The sequence below is a fragment of the Parasphingorhabdus sp. genome, assembly GCF_036964565.1.
GTDB lineage: Bacteria > Pseudomonadota > Alphaproteobacteria > Sphingomonadales > Sphingomonadaceae > Parasphingorhabdus.
This window is the reverse complement of record NZ_JBALTN010000007.1, coordinates 137,834-151,589: the sequence shown is the minus strand read 5'-3', so window position 1 is coordinate 151,589 and position 13,756 is coordinate 137,834. Positions and strand designations below refer to the sequence as shown.

At 61.0% G+C, this 13,756-nt stretch carries 14 protein-coding genes; 6 read left to right on the top strand and 8 right to left on the bottom strand.

What is annotated here, in order from left to right; all coding sequences use genetic code 11:
- Window positions 1-39: 39 nt before the first annotated feature.
- The 4 genes from gatB to gatC all read right to left on the bottom strand — a co-directional run bounded on the left by gatB (window position 40) and on the right by gatC (window position 3,818).
- Window positions 40-1,527 carry an Asp-tRNA(Asn)/Glu-tRNA(Gln) amidotransferase subunit GatB gene (gene gatB / locus V7650_RS11735; RefSeq protein WP_335656428.1) on the bottom strand — a complete coding sequence of 496 codons (1,488 nt, stop codon included), beginning with the start codon at window positions 1,525-1,527 and terminating at the stop codon, window positions 40-42.
- Window positions 1,524-1,952, bottom strand: a complete 429-nt coding sequence (locus tag V7650_RS11730) for a hypothetical protein (protein ID WP_335656427.1) — start codon at window positions 1,950-1,952, stop codon at window positions 1,524-1,526. Before V7650_RS11730 ends, gatB begins: the two co-directional genes overlap by 4 nt.
- The gene (gene gatA, locus V7650_RS11725) at window positions 1,946-3,430 is read right to left on the bottom strand and encodes an Asp-tRNA(Asn)/Glu-tRNA(Gln) amidotransferase subunit GatA (protein WP_335656426.1); all 1,485 of its coding nucleotides are present in this window, start codon (window positions 3,428-3,430) and stop codon (window positions 1,946-1,948) included. Before gatA ends, V7650_RS11730 begins: the two co-directional genes overlap by 7 nt.
- A 100-nt stretch (window positions 3,431-3,530) precedes the next feature.
- A complete protein-coding gene (gene gatC / locus V7650_RS11720) occupies window positions 3,531-3,818 on the bottom strand; it encodes an Asp-tRNA(Asn)/Glu-tRNA(Gln) amidotransferase subunit GatC (protein ID WP_335656425.1) in 288 nt (95 codons plus the stop codon).
- Window positions 3,819-3,946: 128 nt separating this feature from the next.
- Here gatC and V7650_RS11715 point away from each other — a divergent pair, with 128 nt between their 5' ends.
- The 4 genes from V7650_RS11715 to V7650_RS11700 are packed head-to-tail and all read left to right on the top strand — an operon-like array spanning window position 3,947 to window position 7,758.
- Entirely contained in the window at window positions 3,947-5,071 is a 1,125-nt protein-coding gene (locus V7650_RS11715) for a DUF3089 domain-containing protein (protein ID WP_335656424.1), read from the top strand.
- Window positions 5,068-5,532 (top strand): Holliday junction resolvase RuvX, encoded by a 465-nt coding sequence (ruvX, locus tag V7650_RS11710; RefSeq protein WP_335656499.1) that lies wholly within the window; start codon window positions 5,068-5,070, stop codon window positions 5,530-5,532. The genes V7650_RS11715 and ruvX overlap by 4 nt, the downstream gene beginning before the upstream one ends.
- Before the next feature lie 22 nt (window positions 5,533-5,554).
- Window positions 5,555-6,547, top strand: coding sequence for an aspartate carbamoyltransferase catalytic subunit (locus V7650_RS11705; protein ID WP_335656423.1), 993 nt, complete (start codon window positions 5,555-5,557; stop codon window positions 6,545-6,547).
- Window positions 6,544-7,758 (top strand): dihydroorotase, encoded by a 1,215-nt coding sequence (locus V7650_RS11700; RefSeq protein WP_335656422.1) that lies wholly within the window; start codon window positions 6,544-6,546, stop codon window positions 7,756-7,758. Before V7650_RS11705 ends, V7650_RS11700 begins: the two co-directional genes overlap by 4 nt.
- A 28-nt stretch (window positions 7,759-7,786) precedes the next feature.
- On the opposite strand, the gene V7650_RS11695 is transcribed toward V7650_RS11700, so the two are convergent.
- The 3 genes from V7650_RS11695 to V7650_RS11685 are packed head-to-tail and all read right to left on the bottom strand — an operon-like array spanning window position 7,787 to window position 10,615.
- Entirely contained in the window at window positions 7,787-9,163 is a 1,377-nt protein-coding gene (locus V7650_RS11695) for an SPOR domain-containing protein (protein ID WP_335656421.1), read from the bottom strand.
- Window positions 9,164-9,218: 55 nt separating this feature from the next.
- Window positions 9,219-9,875 (bottom strand): hypothetical protein, encoded by a 657-nt coding sequence (locus V7650_RS11690; RefSeq protein ID WP_335656420.1) that lies wholly within the window; start codon window positions 9,873-9,875, stop codon window positions 9,219-9,221.
- Between the two features lie 17 nt (window positions 9,876-9,892).
- Entirely contained in the window at window positions 9,893-10,615 is a 723-nt protein-coding gene (locus V7650_RS11685) for a ParA family protein (protein WP_335656419.1), read from the bottom strand.
- A gap of 260 nt (window positions 10,616-10,875) precedes the next feature.
- On the opposite strand from V7650_RS11685, the gene V7650_RS11680 reads away from it, so the two are divergent.
- Complete coding sequence (locus V7650_RS11680) at window positions 10,876-11,886, top strand: SPOR domain-containing protein (RefSeq protein ID WP_335656418.1); 1,011 nt, start codon at window positions 10,876-10,878, stop codon at window positions 11,884-11,886.
- A 16-nt stretch (window positions 11,887-11,902) separates the two neighbouring features.
- Here V7650_RS11680 and serB read toward each other — a convergent pair whose 3' ends face one another.
- Window positions 11,903-12,784, bottom strand: a complete 882-nt coding sequence (gene serB / locus V7650_RS11675; RefSeq protein WP_335656417.1) for a phosphoserine phosphatase SerB — start codon at window positions 12,782-12,784, stop codon at window positions 11,903-11,905.
- Here serB and miaA point away from each other — a divergent pair.
- Window positions 12,777-13,712 (top strand): tRNA (adenosine(37)-N6)-dimethylallyltransferase MiaA, encoded by a 936-nt coding sequence (gene miaA / locus V7650_RS11670; protein ID WP_442955286.1) that lies wholly within the window; start codon window positions 12,777-12,779, stop codon window positions 13,710-13,712. The two genes, serB and miaA, sit on opposite strands and share 8 nt — an antisense overlap.
- Window positions 13,713-13,756 lie beyond the last annotated feature (44 nt).

Below are 13,756 nucleotides of genomic sequence, written 5' to 3'. Positions count from 1 at the left end.
CCGAAAGGCGCGTTGAGGGCAAGTGGGCTTTGCGCGTGTTTATCCCAGTATCTTTTTCAGCAGCTCGTTCACCACCTGCGGATTCGCCTTGCCCTGCATCGCCTTCATTGTCTGGCCGACGAAGAAGCCGAACAGCTTGTCCTTGCCGTCGCGGTACTGCGCGACCTTGTCCTCGTTGGCGGCCATGACCTCGGCGATCACCTTCTCGATCGCGCCGGTGTCCGATTCCTGGACGAGGCCCTGCTCCTCCACGATCTTCTTCGCGCCGTCGCCGGTTTCGAGCATGATCTCGAAGACCTGCTTGGCGATCTTGCCGGAAATCGTGCCGTCGGCGACCAGGCCGAGCAGTTCGGCGGCCTGTGCCGGGGAGACCGGGCTGTTCTCGATGCCGACGCCAAGCCGGTTGAGCGCGCCGAACAGTTCCGAGGTCACCCAGTTGGCGGCGCTGCTGGCGATTGCTTCCGGCTCGTCGCTGGTGTCGAGCAACTGTTCGAACCACAGCGCGGTTTCATGCTCCGCGGTCAGAACCGCGGCATTATAGGCGCTGAGGCCGAGGACATTCTTGTAGCGGGCACGTTTCTCGTCCGGCAGTTCCGGCAGGCTGGCCTTGCAGTCGAAGATGAAATCATCTTCCAGTTCCAGCGGCAAAAGGTCGGGATCGGGGAAATAGCGATAGTCGTGCGCATCTTCCTTGGAACGCATCGAGCGGGTTTCGTTGCGATCGGGATCGAACAGGCGGGTTTCCTGTACGACCGTGCCGCCATCCTCGATCAGGTCGACCTGGCGCTGCGCCTCATATTCGATCACCGCCTGGATGAAGCGCATCGAATTGACATTCTTCGTCTCGGTACGGGTGCCAAGTTCGCCGCCGGGCTTGCGGACGCTGACGTTGACGTCGGCGCGCATCGAGCCCTGCTCCATATTGCCGTCGCAGCTGCCAACATAGCGCAGGATCGAGCGAAGCTTGCGGACATAGGCAGCGGCTTCCTTGGGCGAGGTCATGTCCGGCTTGGAAACGATCTCCATCAGCGCGACGCCGCAGCGGTTGAGATCGACATAGGACATGGTCGGATGCTGGTCGTGCATCAGCTTGCCGGCGTCCTGCTCGATATGGATGCGCTCGACACCGATCGCCTTGCCGTGGGCATCGGGGTCCTTCTCGTCGAGCGAGATCTGGATCACGCCCTCGCCGACGATCGGATGATAGAGCTGGGAAATCTGGTAGCCCTGCGGCAGATCGGCGTAGAAATAATTCTTGCGGTCAAAGCGCGAATATTTGTTGATCTGGGCGTTGATCGCGAGGCCGGTGCGCACCGCCTGGCGGACGCATTCGGCGTTGAGCGTCGGCAGCATGCCGGGCATGGCGGCGTCGACGAGGCTGACCTGCGTATTCGGTTCGGCGCCAAATTCGGTCGAGGCGCCGGAAAAGAGCTTCGATTCGGAGGTGATCTGGGCGTGGACCTCGAGGCCGATCACAACCTCCCATTCGCCGGTTCCGCCCTGGATACGATATGTTGATTCGGTCATAATTCCTGAACCCATTTTTTAACTGCAAAGCACGATACTTGAGCACGGTCATCTGCGATTCTGGTTGCAGACGTGGTTTTTGAAAACCCGTGAATAATCGCGACTTGCTTATGGAGTCCTTCTTTTCTGGAAACCACGAAAGCTAACTCGTCTTCCAGAACGGGTTTTCCATTGTCATTGATCTCACGGATTGGCGTAACAGTAAAATTGGGGGTCGAGAAGGTTTGTAGGCCACCGGGAAATGGCAGATTGCTCGATAGCTCCTCTTCCAGTTCTTTTTTCGCCATTCGCCAGTTCAATTCGTGAAATACTTCCACTTTCCCATGTTCTTTACATTTTTCTATAAATGAATCTTCACTTGAGCATCCTGAAACAATCAGTGCACCGGCCAGTGTGATCGAAAGGCTTTCAGCTGAAATCACCACCACTGCTCCGGTTTCGCGACAAATCCAGCGCGTTTTTCCAGCGCCAGTCCTGCGTTGAACACGCTCTGTTCATCCAGTGCCTTGCCGATGATCTGCAGACCGAGGGGCAATCCTTTCCCGTCGAGGCCAGCAGGCACCGACATTGCCGGCAGACCGGCCAGCGAGCTGGGCACGGTGAACACGTCGTTGAGATACATGGCCAGCGGATCGTCATTCTTCTCGCCAAGGCCGAAGGCGGCGCTTGGCGCGGTCGGGGTCAAGAGCAGATCACAGCTGTTCCAGGCCTTGTCGAAATCCTGCGATATCAGGGTCCGGATCTTCTGCGCCTGGGTATAATAAGCGTCATAATAGCCGGCGGAGAGGACATAGGTGCCGATCATGATCCGGCGCTTCACTTCCGCGCCGAAGCCGGCTTCGCGGGTCGCGGCATACATGTCCTGCAGCCCTGCCCCGTCCGGCAGATCGCGCAGCCCGTAGCGCACGCCATCATAGCGCGAGAGGTTGGAGGATGCTTCGGCGGGGGCGATGATATAATATGCCGGCAGCGCATATTTGGTGTGCGGCAGCGAGACATCGACGATGGTCGCCCCGGCATCCTTGAGCATGTCGATGCCCTGCTGCCACAGCGCGTCGATCGCGGCCGGCATGCTTTCGACGCGATATTCCTTCGGAATGCCGATCTTCTTGCCGGCCAAATTGCTGCTCAGCGCCGCTTCCCAGTCGGGAACCGGAAGATCGAGCGAGGTCGAATCCTTTGGATCGAACCCGGCCATCGCCTCGAGCATGATCGCGCAATCGCGGACATCCTGTGCCATCGGGCCGGCCTGATCGAGCGAGCTGGCGAAGGCAATCGTGCCCCAGCGGGAGCAGCGACCGTAGGTCGGCTTGAAGCCGGTGATGCCGGTGAAGGCGGCCGGCTGGCGGATCGAACCGCCGGTGTCGGTGCCGGTGGCGGCGGGGGCGATGCGGCCGGAGACGACCGTGGCGCTGCCGCCGGAAGACCCGCCCGGAGTAAGGTCGGAGTTGCCGCCATCGTTGCGCCGCCAGGGCGAGATCACGTTGCCAAAGGCGCTGGTCTCGTTCGACGAGCCCATGGCGAACTGGTCGAGATTGAGCTTGCCGAGCATGCCGGCACCGGCCTGGAACAATTTTGCCGACACCGTCGATTCATATTGCGGAACAAAGCCCTTCAATATTCCGCTCGCCGCGGTGGTTTCCACCCCCTGCGTGCAGAAGAGGTCCTTCATGCCGATCGGCACGCCGGCCATCTTGCCCAGCGTTTCGCCGGCAGCCTTTGCCTTGTCGGTGGCGTCTGCCGCTGCCAGCGCATGCTCGGGCGTCTCCACCAGAAAGGCGTTCAGCGGCTTGGCGGCGCTGACGCGGGCGTTGAAGGTTTCCGCCACTTCCCTGGCGGTGAAGTCGCCGCCGTCGATGCCGCTGCGGATGCCGGCGATGCCCAGTTCAAAAATCTCGGTCATAGCGATAGCTCCGTTGGTGCTGCGCCTGCGGAAGCGTTGGTCTTTGCCACAAGGCCCTTCGACAGGTTCAGGGCGAACGGGGTTTCTAACTGTAGAGTCATTATTCGATCACCTTCGGAACCGCGAAGAAGCCATGTTCGGCGATCGGTGCGTTGGCCAGTATCTTGTCGCGGATCTCGCCGTCGGTGACGACATCATCGCGAAGCCGCAGCTTGTTCGGGATCACCGCCGTCATCGGCTCGACCTTGGAGCAGTCGACTTCGCCCAGTTGCTCGACCCAGCCCAGGATCTGGTTGAGCTCGGGCACAAAGGCGTCGGCCTCGGCATCGGTGATCGCGATGCGCGAGAGGCTGGCGATCTTTTTGACGGTTTCCTTATCGATTGACATGACTCATTCTTTTCAGGTTCATCTTTTTTCGGGTATTTCGGAATTTATTTGTGTACCGAGCGCCGCTAGCACCGGCGCGAAGCGGCTTCAAGCGGATTGAAGCGGCAAACAACAGGTTGGAGTATCATTTGGCCCGCAAGTTTCTCTATTTTGTCGCCGGCATCGTTGTCCTGGTGATCGCCGGCGCGTTTGTGTTCCGCGTCTATGGCGATGAGCTGATGGAAGTCGCGTTTGTCCCGGATACCGAATTTGCCGCACAGGAAGTGCTGGAAACCAGCGTCTATGCGGATCCCGACATGTGGCTGGCAAGGCCGGAGCTGGTCAAGGGAAACCCGGCACTCTGGCTGCCCGAAGGCTTCGAGGAGCCCGAAAACGCGCTGGCGCTGAAGACAAAGGCAGCCGTTTTCTTCATTCATCCGACCTCATTTCTGAAGAAGGACCTCTGGAACGCACCGCTGGATGACACGGAATCGCAGGCCCGCGCCAAGATATTCCTGCGCGGCCAGGCAAGCGCGTTCAATGCCGTCGGCGAGGTCTGGGCACCGCGCTATCGCCAGGCGACGCTGGGCGCCTTTCTGACGGAGAAACCGGAGGGCCAGCAGGCGCTCGACGCCGCCTATCAGGACGTCCTCGCGGCGTTCGACTATTTTGTGTCCGAAGTGCCGACGGATCAGCCGATCATCCTGGCGGGCCACAGCCAGGGCAGCCTGCATCTGACCAATCTGCTCAAGGACCGGGTAGCGGGCACGGCGCTCGCCAACCGGGTCGTTGCCGCCTATGTGGTGGGCTGGCCGGTTTCGGTGGACACCGATGTCCCCGAAATGGGCCTGCCCGTCTGCGAATCTGCCGACCAGACGCGCTGCATATTGAGCTGGGAAAGCTATGCGGAGCCGGCGGATTATGGCCGGATCATCGAGGTCTATGACCGCACCATCGGTTTTAACGGGCAGCCGCGCAAGGATACGCCGCTGCTGTGCACCAATCCGATCAACGGCGACGTCAATTCATCCGCGAATGCTGCGGCCAATCTCGGGACGCTGGTGCCCAATGACGACCTGAGCGATGCCACGCTGGTGGTCGGCGCTGTTCCTGCCAAATGCGATGAACGCGGCTTTCTGCTGATTGGCGACCCCCCGGAAATGGGTCCCTATGCCCTGCCCGGCAACAATTACCATGTCTATGACTATAGCCTGTTCTGGAGCAACATCCGGGCCGACGTGTACAGGAGGATGGAAGCATTTCTGGCGCGCTGATCAGCGACGACGTCCAGGCCTTCCGACAGGCACTGCCGGACGGCGGGCGGCTGCTGGGCCTCGATGTCGGGACCAAGACGGTCGGCATGGCGCTGTGCGATTCCCACTGGACCTTTGCGACCGCAGCGGAAACCATCGAACGGCGGAAGTTTTCCAGGGACCTCGAACGGATCAAGACGGTGATAGCCGAACAGCATATCGTCGGGATCGTTGCCGGCCTGCCGCTCAATCTCGATGGCAGCCAGAGCCAGCAGACGCAGGCAGCGCGCTCGTTCGCGCAAAATCTCAAGCCGCTTGGCCTGCCGATATTATTGTGGGACGAACGGTGGAGCACCCAGGCCGTTACCCGCGACCTGATCGCTTCCGATGTCAGCCGGAAAAAACGGGCCAAGGTGGTCGACAAGATGGCCGCCGCCTATATTTTGCAGGGCGCCATCGACAGGCTTGCCGCACTGGCATGATGCCTCTATAGCACCCGCTTTAATGACATTGCAGCAAACAGGTTCACCGCATCACTTTCCCACCGGATCGGATGCATTCCCTCATCGTCACCTATTGGGTATCGCCGGGCTGCAGCCCTGGGAGATATTGTTCCTGCTCGAAGAGGCCAAGCAATGGGTCGATCTCAACAAGAAATCGAGCAAGCATACCGACCGGCTGGACGGTTTGACGGTGATCAACGCCTTTTTCGAGAACAGCACGCGCACCCTGCTCTCCTTTGAAATTGCCGGAAAAAGAATGGGCGCCGATGTCGTCAACATGCACGCGGCGCAATCCAGTATCAAGAAGGGCGAAACGCTGATCGACACGGCGGTGACGCTGAACGCGATGAAGGCCGACGCGATCGTGATCCGGCACGGCAGTTCCGGCGCGGTGCAGCTGATCGCCGACAAGGTCGACTGCCCCGTACTCAACGCCGGCGACGGCCGGCACGAACATCCGACCCAGGCCTTGCTCGACGCCCTGACCATCCAGCACCGCAAGGGCGATATCAGCGGCCTGACAGTGACCATTTGCGGGGATGTGATGCACAGCCGGGTTGCGCGGTCCAATATCTACTGCCTGACCACGCTGGGGGCCAAGGTCCGGGTGTGCGGACCACCCTCGCTGCTGCCTGCGGCGCTCGACCGGTTCAATGTCGAGCAATTCACCAATTTCGACGACGCCCTCGCCGGCAGCGATGTCGTCATGATGCTGCGGTTGCAGAACGAAAGGATGAACGGCGACTTCATCCCCAGCCCGCGCGAATATCATTATCTTTACGGCCTGACCCGCGACAGGCTGGAGCTGGCGAAGGACAATGCCCTGGTGATGCATCCGGGCCCGATGAACCGCGGCGTCGAGATCGACAGCGACGTGGCCGACGATCTGACCCGTTCGGCGATAACCGAACAGGTGGAAATGGGCGTGGCGGTCAGAATGGCCTGCCTTGATGTGCTGACCCGAAAATCGCGCGGCGTGGAGGGCTGGGCATGACAAAGATTTTCACCAACGCGCGCATGTTGCTCCCCGGTGCGACGGACCTTCAGGACGGCTCTCTGACCGTGGACGGCGATGATATTGTTTCGGGTGCCCCGAATGGACAGCCAAGCGAGGAAATCGACTGCAAGGGCCAGATCCTGGCGCCGGGTATTGTGGATCTGGGCGTGTTTGCCATCGACAAACCGGCCTTTCGATTCGGTGGGATCACCCGCGCAGCGCTGATGCCGGACCAGTTTCCCGTTCTGGATTTGCCGGCAATGATCAAGCAGAGCGCCGCTGAAGGCAAGCCGGACCTCTGGTCTCACCCGATCGCCGCAGCGACAACGGGCCTTCGGGGAGAGCAGCTGGCCGAGATCGGGCTGATGAAAAGGTCGGGCGCGAAAGCCGTTGCCACCGGCCGGCAGTGGATTGCAGACAGCGGCCTGATGCTGAAGCTGCTGCAATATTGCAAATCCCTCGATTTGGCGGTGATCGTACACAGCGAGGATGCCGGCCTCACCGGTGATGCGGTCGCGACGAACAGCGAAACCGCCACCCGCCTGGGTCTGGCCAGCGCCACCGCTGCAGCGGAGGCGATTGCCATCGCCCGGGATATTGCCCTGGTTCGCGAAACCGGTGCCCATGTCCATTTTCGCCAGGTTACCACGAAGGCCGGTCTCGACCTTGTCAGGGCAGCCAAGCGCGAAAAACTGCCGATTACTTGCGGGATCACGCCTGCCCATTTCCTGCTTTCCGATATTGCGATCAGCGATTTCCGCACCTTTGCCAGGCTGTCTCCGCCGCTGCGCAGCGAAGACGATCGTCTGGCGTGCATCGAGGCGATCAAGGACGGAACCATCGACGTCATCGCGTCGGGACATGATCCCCGCGGACCCGAGGACAAGCGCCTGCCCTATGCGGAAGCCGCACCGGGGATGGCGGGAGCGGAAACGCTGCTGGCGCTGTCGCTCATTCTGGTTAGGGATGGCAGCATTTCCATCGGCCGGCTGTTCGAGCTGTTGTCGACCAACCCCGCGCGCATCCTGAAGGTCGAGGCCGGTCGGCTGGAACCTGGCTGTGCGGCCGATTTCATCCTGATCGACGAGGACAGTCCGTGGCAGGTGGACGCCCGCAAGATGGCTGCCACCGCGGGCAACACCCCTTTCGACCGTCTTCCGGTCCAGGGACGGGTCACCGCCATATATAAGGGCGGCCGAGCCTATTAGCGCGCCGCCCTTACCGAAATTTGTCTAGCTAGCGCGATGCCAGCTTTTTTGTTTCCTGGCTTGCCATTCGCGGCGGCGCTGCCCGCTTGACGCCGGACGCCTGACGGACGATGCAATTGCCGCCCTTGGCCTTGATGCCGGCGCACATTGCCTCGGCGGTCCGGGCGTTGCCGAAGCCGACGGCTGCCAGCCTGTAGAGCGTGCGGCCTTTCACGGTGACCCGAGAGCTGGCATATTCAAAGCCTTTCAGGTCGCTGTTCCGCGAGGACAGGATTCCCCAGGCGCGGGTGGCATTTTCCGCAGAGGAAAACGCACCGAGCTGAACAAGATGGGTGCCGGCGGAAGACGCAGGAGCCGGAGCTTTCGGCTGATAGGCAATTTTCTGCAGGACAGGCCTGGTCACCGGCGCCACACGAGCCGGCTCGGCCTGTGCCTTGATCAATGGAGCAGAGACCGGCGATTTCACGGAGGCGCTGCTGGCTGGCACCGTCACCGATGCCACCTTGAGGTTGTTTTCCGCCGCAAGAAATTCCGCTTCGCTACCCGCGCCGGGCGCTGGTCCGACAGCAGGCAACGGGCTGTTGCGATCAAAACTGGCCACTTCCTGACCGTAATCGTCTTCAGAACTTGCCGCGACATTTGCCGGTGCATAGGTCGAGCGAAGCGCCAGCTGGACCGGTTGACCCGGATCATTGGCCACCGGCGTGACCTTCAGCATGGTCGCGACCCGCGTCTGATAGGCTCCGGGTCTCGCCATCTGGGCCCATTCCATGACCCGGTCGTTGACAGATGCCGGCGTCACGTCCTGCACGGCCATCAGCTTCGCTTCCTTCCAGCGGCCATCGAGCGCATAGGCCAGGCCGAGATTTTGCCTTGTACGAGCGGTCACGTTGGAACCGCGGATAGCTTGTTCCAGCACCTCGATCGCGGTCTTGCTGTCACCGGTGAGGGCCATCGCGAGACCGTAATCAGCGGCGGGAATGAACTGGCGGTTGTCGACGATCAGCGATCTCGCCTGATCCGCCTTGCCCTGGCCGAGTTGCGCCAGGCAGAGGCTCAAGATTGTTCGCGCATCGGATTTGCCCAGTTCCATGGCGTCCTGAAAGCTGCGCTCCGCAGAGGCCATGCGCCCGGCCGCAAGATAGGCCTGGCCGAGCAGTGCCCGGGTCTCCGGATCGCTGCCGACGCCGGCAACCGACCGTTCGGCATAGACAATAGCTGAGGCATGATCGCCCTTGGCGAGAGCCTTTTCCGCTTTCCTGGCGTATTTCGCGCCGTCTTTTGCGGTCGCCGGCTTGCTGGACGTGGATGCCACCGAGCCGCCGCCGAACGGGCCGCAGCCCGTCAGCATGGTGGCAAACACCATGGACGAAGCCGCCAGTTTCAAAATTACATCGCGTTTCATTTCTATGCCCTCGCAATAAAAGTCGTTATCCGTCCAGTTTTTCGCAAACCCCGTTTCAGGCTGCCCCGCGGGACGGAACGCGTTCGGCCAAGTCATCCAGTTCGGGGATACACTTCAAATATTCGTCGACAGCTTTGGTTACCAGTTGCTGCGCAGAGACATTCTGGACGGCTGTCGCCAGACGCAGTTTCAAATGTCTCTCGGGATCGAGCCGCAACGTGAAGGCGGTTTTCGCCTTCCGCGTCCGGGACCTGATCGCCGCTCGCGGCTTTTCCATCCTGCGCGCGTCAGTCCCGTTCTCACCGGCTGATGTCGAGCGCGGCGCGAGCGGCGGCGATTCGGCCGAAACCGGCGTCGGCACCGAGGTTTTTTCCACTTCTTTCGCCGGGGCTTCCGGTGCAACCTTTGCCGCTGGCTGTGCGCTCAACTTGGCAGCGATTTCTTCCTGCTGCTGACGCACGGCGGCCCCGGGATTCGGGATCGCTCCGGCCAGCGGATTATGGTGAAGATGCTCGATCGGATGCTGATCATGATCCGGATCAACGTCGTAACCCATGTCATTCCAGCCGAGATCTTCGTGCGTATCGCCGAATGGATCGGTTGAATGGTCCGGAAAGCTCGAGAAGCCCTGTCGGCGCATGGCCGGCTTGGCGCCGCCTTTGCGGGCGAGCAAGCTGGATGACAAAGAGGCCAGTGGTTTCGGTTCGCTCATTTTTTCAGCCTTCCCCATCACGAACCGACGACCCGGCGACCAAAGTTGCCGCCCGGCCGGTGGATGCCCGGATTGACATTCTGCGCCATGGCGGGTGCACTGAAAATTGTCCGGCGAAAATTCTTTTCAAGCCGATCGGAAATATAGGACCAGAGCTGGACAACCTCCTGCGCCGACCGGCTTTTTGGATCGACTTCCATGACCGTGCGGCCATCGATCATCGAGCCTGCGAAATCCGTGCGATGGTGGATGGTGATGGGAGCGACCGTGCCGTGCTGCGACAGGGCTACAGCGGCTTCTGACGTGATCTTTGCCTTTGGCGTTGCTCCGTTGACCACGAACAGCAACGGCTTGCCGGCCCGTTCACAAAGGTCGACAGTCGCACCGACCGCCCTGAGATCGTGCGGGCTCGGCCGGGTCGGGATGACGATGAGTTCGGCGACGGAGATGACGCTCTGGATGGCCATCGTGATGGCTGGCGGTGTATCGATAACCGCGAGCTTGAAACCCTGTTGCCGCAAAATGGCCAGATCCGAGGCGAGACGCGAAACCGTGGTTTGCGCGAAGGCCGGCAATTCGGCCTCCCGTTCGTTCCACCAGTCGGCAAGGGAGCCCTGCGGATCGATGTCAATCAATACCACTGGACCGGCCCCGGCCAGTTGCGCCTGTACAGCCAGATGACCCGACAATGTCGTCTTGCCGGAGCCGCCCTTTTGCGAAGCCATCGCTAGAACTCGCACGCTCTTCCCCTTGTTCAATCACGGCAGAATTTGCCCGAAATTTTCTAATCGGGGGCTTTAGTGACAGAACAGCTCTAAAATAGGGTTAACGGCATGGGCACGAAATTGGGTGTGCTGACAGTTTTTTTACGTTTTGCTGGCAGAGCGCTGCTGATCAGCATCGCCAATTTTTGCTAGACTTCGGGAGTCACGACCGTTTAGCAGTGATCTATCGGCTGTTGTTACTGCAATTTTTACCGTTAATGACCAAGGAATTGTCCATGAAAAAGGCCCGCAAATCCATCCTGGTGCTGTTTTGCTCCGCACTTCTCGTAGCGCCGGCTCCGGCCCTGGCGGATGTGAAAGCCGGCGTCGATGCATGGGGCCGTGGCGACTTTCAGACAGCCATACGCGAGTGGCGGGGTCCGGCGGACAAAGGCGATGCCGATGCCCAGTTCAATCTCGGACAGGCCTATAAACTGGGCCGCGGCGTGCCCATGGATCTGGCGCAGGCCGAACAATGGTACAAGAAGGCCGCGGATCAGGGGCATCTTCAGGCCAATGACAATTATGGGCTGATTCTCTTTCAGGGTAACCGGCGGACCGAAGCCCTGCCCTATTTGCAGGCCTCAGCCGAACGGGGCGAGCCGCGAGCGCAATATGTTCTGGGAACCGGCCATTTCAACGGCGATTTTGTCGAAAAGGACTGGATCAAGGCCTATGCGCTTATGACCCGCGCCTCGGCCCAGCAACTGCCGCAGGCAACGAGCAATCTCGCCCAGATGGACCGGTTCATCCCGCTCGAAGATCGTCGTCGCGCCATCGAACTGGCGAGTCAGATGGAGCAGAAGGAAAAGCAAGTCCGGACCGCGCAGATCGGTGGTCTGCGGCCGGTCGAATCTGCCGGTCCCGTGCAAACCGCCCAACTGCCCCCATCCCGCCCGGCCACTCCCGATCCGGCGCCGGTGACGCCTGGCGTTACCTATGCGCCGGGCCCTGCTCCCGCACCGGCACCAGCGGCCCCCGCGGCGACGACCGCGCCCGTGCAGGCGGCAGCGAGTGGTGACTGGCGGGTGCAGCTCGGCGCATTCAGCGACGAAAACAAGGCGAAGGCGCTGTGGGACAGGCTGGAAGGCCGCGTTTCCGCCTTGTCGGGGCTGCAACCCTATCTGGTCAAGGCAGGCGGCATTACACGATTGCAGGCCGGGCCCTTCGCCACCCAGTCGCAGGCCGAGACGATTTGCGGCAGCGTCAAGGCGTCGGGCAATGACTGTATCGTAAAACGGCGCTAGTCGTGGCCAGGCCGGTCTATTCGGTAACCCACTGATCCGCGGCGATACCCTGGATATATAGCAGCGCCGTCAGATCATTGTGGCGGATTGCGACATCGGCCGCCTGCGCGGCCTTTGGCTTGGCGTGATAAGCAACGCCCAGTCCGGCCCGCTCGAGCATCGGTATGTCGTTGGCGCCGTCTCCCACCGCCATGCAGAGATCGAGGGGCAAGCCGAGGGACTTTGCGTTTGACCGTAGCAATTCGTCCTTGCGGACCGAGTCCACAATGGCGCCATCCAGTTCACCGGTCAGCAACCCGTCTTGCTCGCCAAGAATATTCGCGTGAAAGGATTCGAACCCGATGCCCTGCGCGACCGGCTGGGCAAATTTGATGAATCCGCCCGAAACCAATATGGTCGCGGCCCCGCCGTGCGCCATGGTCCTGACCAGGGTTTGCGCGCCTGGCATGGTCCTGACGCGCTCGTCCAGGCACTGCTGGATGGCAGCGGTTTCCAGCCCCTTGAGCAGCCCCACCCGGCCACGCAACGCTTCCTCGAAGTCCAGTTCACCCTGCATGGCGCGTTCGGTAATCTCGGCAATCTGCGGCTTGATCCCGGCATAATCGGCCAGCTCGTCGATACATTCGACCGTGATCATGGTGCTGTCCATGTCGGAAATCAGCAGTTTCTTGACGCGACTGGCTTCCGGTTGCACGGCGATGTCGATCTCGCCTTCAAGGGCCTCGAGATGCTGACGCGCCGATACCGCGTCGCCGTCGAAGAAAAAATCCATCACCCGTCCGTCGATCAGTTCGGACTGCCGGCTGATCCTTGCACCCGCTGCGGCGAGGCTGGACAGGGCCGCGCTAATATCTCTCTCATTCAGGGATTCTTTTGCTATGAGCGTCGCGATGAACATGATTTCTCCGAAACAGGACAGGAATGTGGCGCTGGTTGTCGGACCGACGGCCAGCGGCAAGTCTGCCTTGGCATTGGAAATTGCCAAAAAGCAACCCTCGGTGATCATCAATGCCGACAGTGCGCAGGTCTACCGCGACCTTGCCATATTGAGCGCCCGCCCGACCGACGGGGAGATGGCGGGCATAGAGCACCAGCTCTTCGGCTATATCGACGGCAGCGAGGCCTGTTCCGCCGCCCGCTGGGCGGATGACGCCAAGACGGCCATTGCCGATGCCCATGCCCGCAATCTCGTGCCGATCCTGGTTGGCGGCACCGGCCTCTATGTGCGGGTGCTGCTGGACGGCATTGCGCCGATTCCGGAGATCGACCCGGCGACGCGTCGGGAAACCAGAAACATGGAAGCATTGGAGGCTTACGAAGCCCTCCAGAAATCAGACCCGGCCTCGGCGGAACGGCTGAACCCTGCGGACATCACGCGGATCCAGCGGGCGCTGGAAGTGGTGCGGTCGACGGGCAAGCCGCTGGGCCACTGGCAGCAGCACAAGGCGGGCGGCATTGGCGGGGACATCCGGTTGCATCCGCTGGTGATGCTGCCGCCGCGGGACTGGCTGTACCGGCGCTGCGACCTGCGCCTCGAGACAATGATCGAGCGCGGCGCGAAGGAGGAAGTGGCGCGGCTGCTCGCCCGCGACCTGCCACGAAATCTGCCGGTCATGCGAGCGATCGGCGTTGCGGAAATCGCCGACTGGCTGGCCGGCGCGTGCAGCGGCGCAGCCGCGATCGAACGGGCGCAGATCGCGACCCGGCAATATGCAAAGCGGCAGTATACCTGGTTCCGCAACCAGAGCCCAGCGGACTGGCCGAGGATGGAAGGCATATTAAATAACGATTTTAATAGTATATTTGATATTATATTACACGATTAGCCCTTGACACAATATATTCATCTATGTAGCCAGCCCCCGGATTA

What these genes read in the sequence shown, in the direction of transcription:
- gatB (WP_335656428.1), bottom strand. Translation starts at nt 1,527, where the DNA reads ATGACCGAATCAACATATCGTATCCAGGGCGGAACCGGCGAATGGGAG.
- miaA (WP_442955286.1), top strand. Translation starts at nt 12,777, where the DNA reads ATGAACATGATTTCTCCGAAACAGGACAGGAATGTGGCGCTGGTTGTC.
- gatA (WP_335656426.1), bottom strand. Translation starts at nt 3,430, where the DNA reads ATGACCGAGATTTTTGAACTGGGCATCGCCGGCATCCGCAGCGGCATC.
- serB (WP_335656417.1), bottom strand. Translation starts at nt 12,784, where the DNA reads ATGTTCATCGCGACGCTCATAGCAAAAGAATCCCTGAATGAGAGAGAT.
- V7650_RS11700 (WP_335656422.1), top strand. Translation starts at nt 6,544, where the DNA reads ATGACAAAGATTTTCACCAACGCGCGCATGTTGCTCCCCGGTGCGACG.
- V7650_RS11695 (WP_335656421.1), bottom strand. Translation starts at nt 9,163, where the DNA reads ATGAAACGCGATGTAATTTTGAAACTGGCGGCTTCGTCCATGGTGTTT.
- V7650_RS11705 (WP_335656423.1), top strand. Translation starts at nt 5,555, where the DNA reads ATGACATTGCAGCAAACAGGTTCACCGCATCACTTTCCCACCGGATCG.
- V7650_RS11690 (WP_335656420.1), bottom strand. Translation starts at nt 9,875, where the DNA reads ATGAGCGAACCGAAACCACTGGCCTCTTTGTCATCCAGCTTGCTCGCC.
- gatC (WP_335656425.1), bottom strand. Translation starts at nt 3,818, where the DNA reads ATGTCAATCGATAAGGAAACCGTCAAAAAGATCGCCAGCCTCTCGCGC.
- V7650_RS11680 (WP_335656418.1), top strand. Translation starts at nt 10,876, where the DNA reads ATGAAAAAGGCCCGCAAATCCATCCTGGTGCTGTTTTGCTCCGCACTT.